At 57.6% G+C, this 3794-nt stretch carries 3 protein-coding genes, 2 pseudogenes and 1 other annotated feature; all 5 genes and pseudogenes read left to right on the top strand.

Annotated features, from left to right (window positions below):
• The first annotated feature begins 420 nt into the window (after window positions 1-420).
• The 5 genes and pseudogenes from OQZ28_RS17245 (at window position 421) to OQZ28_RS17225 (ending at window position 3556) form a co-directional block, all read left to right on the top strand.
• Window positions 421-678: a TonB-dependent receptor gene (locus OQZ28_RS17245; protein ID WP_053323800.1), complete on the top strand. Its 258-nt coding sequence runs from the start codon at window positions 421-423 to the stop codon at window positions 676-678.
• A gap of 72 nt (window positions 679-750) precedes the next feature.
• A complete protein-coding gene (locus tag OQZ28_RS17240; protein WP_082267048.1) occupies window positions 751-1626 on the top strand; it encodes an MFS transporter in 876 nt (291 codons plus the stop codon).
• Window positions 1627-1640: 14 nt separating this feature from the next.
• Window positions 1641-2494 (top strand): annotated as a pseudogene (locus OQZ28_RS17235) (IS630 family transposase); the annotation flags it as partial.
• Window positions 2442-3177, top strand: a pseudogene (locus OQZ28_RS17230) (IS5/IS1182 family transposase); the annotation flags it as partial. The pseudogenes OQZ28_RS17235 and OQZ28_RS17230, both read left to right, overlap by 53 nt.
• A 46-nt stretch (window positions 3178-3223) precedes the next feature.
• Window positions 3224-3556 (top strand): IS3 family transposase, encoded by a 333-nt coding sequence (locus tag OQZ28_RS17225; protein ID WP_053324181.1) that lies wholly within the window; start codon window positions 3224-3226, stop codon window positions 3554-3556.
• Window positions 3511-3627: a sequence feature (AL1L pseudoknot), on the top strand. It overlaps the preceding gene by 46 nt.
• Window positions 3628-3794 lie beyond the last annotated feature (167 nt).

Here is a 3794-nt window from a genome sequence, read left to right as displayed (position 1 = left end):
CAGGTCGTCCCTTTGATACTGCGCTCGGGTGATTTCAGTCCAGGCCATCTTGATCTCATCAGGTTATCGCAAACCCATGAATCATAACCCGCTGAAATCACTCAACTCATTTTCGGTCAGACACTGATAGAAGCTGTGAACGCGTTGTGTCGGGCACTGACAGTCCGGACACAGTACACTCCGCTTGCGCAGACCGACTTCGATCTCCACTCTGTTGTCCAGTGCAACAACACGACGAACGACGAGGGAACGGGGAAGATCCGGGATCCGAAGGCGTGACACTGGGGAATATCCATGAAAGTGGGCGACTTTCAGGATTTCCCAGTTCCAGAAGCACAGTACAAGATACCCATCACGAAAAGTGCGGAAGAACCCATTTCGTATGAAACATGACCCGTATTCCGCAGGTACGTCATCCGCATGGAAGGTGATTATTCATACCGTGGCGCGCAGGATACCGTGCCGCGCGGCACCGGAGGCTACCTGCTGCCGTCCTATTTCCTGATGAACGGCAGCGTGACCTTCCGTCCGGTCAAGGGACCGTGGTCGGTCACGGCCTACGCCACGAATATCCTCAACCGTGACTACATCGTCAGCCGGACGCTTGCGACAACGGTCAACATGGGTATTTCCGGCCAGCCCCGGTTTGTCGGTGGCCGCTTCGCCTACAACTTCTGATCATCGCGCAATGACCTGAAAGCCGCCTGCGGTTCTCACCTTGATCAGGGGACCGCAGGCCGGAAAAATGGGATGAAGCCAATGCAAGATATCCAGACACGACTGTATCACCGCCTGAACTGGCGCATCATGTCCTGGATTATCGTGATCTATCTGATGGACAGCATAGATCGCACCAATCTGGGTTTCGCGCGGGCCCATATTTCGCAGGATGTCGGGCTGACGGCAGCACAGTTCGGTTTTGCCGCTGGTGTCTTCTTTATCGGTCTGGTCCTGTTTGAAATACCGGTCAGCCTGCTGGCATCGAAAGTCGGGGCGCCGAAAACATTCGCCCGCATCATGGTCCTGTGGGGGGTGACATCGGCTGCGACCGGTTTCATCCATGACCGGCAGAGCTTCTATATCCTGCGTTTCCTGCTTGGCGTGTTCGAGGCCGGTTTCGCACCCACCTGCACCTATTACCTGGCGCGCTGGTATCCGGCTGAACGGATGTCGGGCGTCATTTTCTGGCACCAGCTTTCGCTACCACTCGCCGGGATCATGATCGGTCCGGTATCGGGGTGGCTGCTGACGCATTTTGATCAGGTGGGCGGCCTTGCGGGCTGGCGGTGGATGTTCGTTATGGAAGGGCTGCCGTCCGTTCTGCTTGGTTTCATCATTGTATTTGTCCTGCCTTCCACGCCACAGGAAGCAAAATGGCTTTCATCACAGGAACGCACGGTAATCGAGGGGTGGAGCGTGCGTAAGAACGTGCGTCACGGCACGTTTTCCGCCGTTGTGCGCGATCCGGCGATCTATATGCTGTCGCTGGGCTTTTTCGCGCTGATGGCCGGAATGTACATGCTGAATTTCTGGATGCCCTCCCTTATACCAACCATTGTTTGGTCTGACTCACGGGGTACCCATCGGGTTAAAAATGTGATTCACAGGATGCAGACCATTCTCTGAAGGAGGCATTCTGGATGGGCAGCCCTCTATCCCTGCGTGACGATCATGATAGTTCGGAGTTGCGACGCCTTGCGCGCAGAAGCCGGCATGCGGGTCAGTCGCGTCGCCTGCTGGCGCTTGCGGCGATTTATGATGGCGCCTCACGCGGCGAGGCGGCCCTGCTTGCCGGGACAGACCGTCAGAGTATCCGTGACTGGGTGGTGCGTTTCAATGCGGATGGTCTGGATGGCCTTGTGGATCGTCATGGCGGGGGACAAAAAGCCCGCCTGACACAGGAGATGCTGTCTGCCTTGAAAACCCGGCTCGAAGAAGGACCCATCCCTGCGGTGCATGGTGTTGTCCGCTGGAGACTGTGTGATCTCTGCGGGTGGCTGCATGAGACCTATGGCGTCAGCCTGTCGGAAACGCGTCTGGGTCAGATCATACGCCGCGAGGGGTTCCGTCTGCTGACAGCCCGGCCACGGCACTATCGCCAGGATACAGAAGCCCAGGACATTTTTAAAAAGAGTTCCCCGGTGTCATGGCGGCAATCAGGTCCAGACATCCCGGAAAAGATATCGAAATCTGGTGGTCTGACGAGGCGCGGATCGGCCAGAAAACGAAGCTGACCCGACGGTGGGCGAAACGGGGCACCCGGCCCCGGGCCGTTGCTGACCTGCGCACCAGATCCGCGTGGATTTTCGGGGCCATCTGCCCTGAAAAGGGAGCGGCCGCAGGCCTCGTGCTCCCTGTCTGCAACCTGCACGGTATGCAGCTCCATCTCGCGGAGATTTCACGCACGGTCGCGCAGGGCGCTCACGCCGTCCTCATTGTGGATCAGGCGGCATGGCATACCAGTCAGAAGCTGGATGTTCCCTACAATATCACCTTTGATCTGCAGCTATGCAAACGGGATTTTTTCCTCACGCTGGATCGAGCGGGCGACATATCGCGACATCGGGATACGCTTCGTGGCGGCAAACCTGCATCCGGATCACGACACGGTTGCCGCTTTCCGCCGGACAAACCGGGTAGCCATTGAAGCTGCTTGTGGCGCGCGAGACGGGCCTGTTACGCTTGGGCGAGGTGTTGAGCGACGGCACGAATATCGATGCCGACGCCTCGAAATACCGTTCGGTGCGCTATGACCGGATCAAGGCACTGTGCGAACATCTGGCAGTGGATATCGCGGAACTGATGGAACAGGTGGAGCGTACTGACATCATGGACACGGATCCGCAGGCCCTGCCAAAAGAACGCGCCCGACTGGAAGCTGATGTCAGGGAGCAGGCTGAAACGGCACGTCCGGCATACGAAAAGAAGAAAGCCGCCTATGATGCGAAAACAGGATGTCGCGGCCGGGCGCCAAAACCGCCTGATGAGAAATTACCACCCGAGAGGCAGGTCAGCGGCAGATCAGCCTGACTGATCCCGACAGCCGTCTCATGCGGCGCTCGGACACAATACCCAGGCCGAACTCTGCGCCGAAGCCAGCTGATCGTGACAGTCGGCGTTGTCGCCACGTCAGCGAACGCGCCATCCTTTGCCGACACGGTACTGTCGATGGATGAACCGCCCCGGGTTTACCGGAGAGTAAAACTCTCGAAGACTGAGCCCTATGGTAGATAAGACGAAAACATCGCGTTATTCGCCTGCGTTTCATGAGCGTGCTCTGCGCCTTCTGGACGAGCATCGATCGGATTACCCGAGCATTTCGGCGGCCTGTCGCGAGATTAGTGACAAGCTTGGTTGTTCGGGCGACAACCTGCACGACTGGTGGAAACAGGCCCGGCGGAACGCGGGGACGCAACCGGGACCGACCACGGCCGAGACGGCACGGATCAGGGCGTTGAAGTGTGAGGTCCGTGAACTGCGTCAGGCCAATGAGATCCTCAAGAAGGCTTCGGCTTATTTTGTACGGGCGGAGTTCGACCGCCCGTTTCGCAAATGATTGGGTTTATTGAAGTCTACCGTGCCGATTACCGGGTCGAGCCAATCTGTCGTGTTTTGCCGATTGCCCCCTCCACGCTCGATCATCAGTCGGTCATAACGAGAGATCCGGCTAGTGTCCTGATCGAGAAGTTTATATGATTATCCTGATGGCAGGGGTAATCGAATGGGACGTGTAGCGGTTGCGATTGAACTGACGGCATTGGAGCGTCAGGAACTGGAATCTCTGGCAAGGGCGC

This window comes from Komagataeibacter sp. NFXK3 (assembly GCF_054182245.1).
The sequence above is the reverse complement of the archived record's forward strand: the minus strand, read 5'-3'. Positions and strand labels throughout refer to the sequence as shown.

Coding starts and splice junctions, on each gene's coding strand:
- OQZ28_RS17245 (WP_053323800.1), top strand. CDS start 421: ATGGAAGGTGATTATTCATACCGTGGCGCGCAGGATACCGTGCCGCGC.
- OQZ28_RS17240 (WP_082267048.1), top strand. CDS start 751: ATGAAGCCAATGCAAGATATCCAGACACGACTGTATCACCGCCTGAAC.
- OQZ28_RS17225 (WP_053324181.1), top strand. CDS start 3,224: ATGGTAGATAAGACGAAAACATCGCGTTATTCGCCTGCGTTTCATGAG.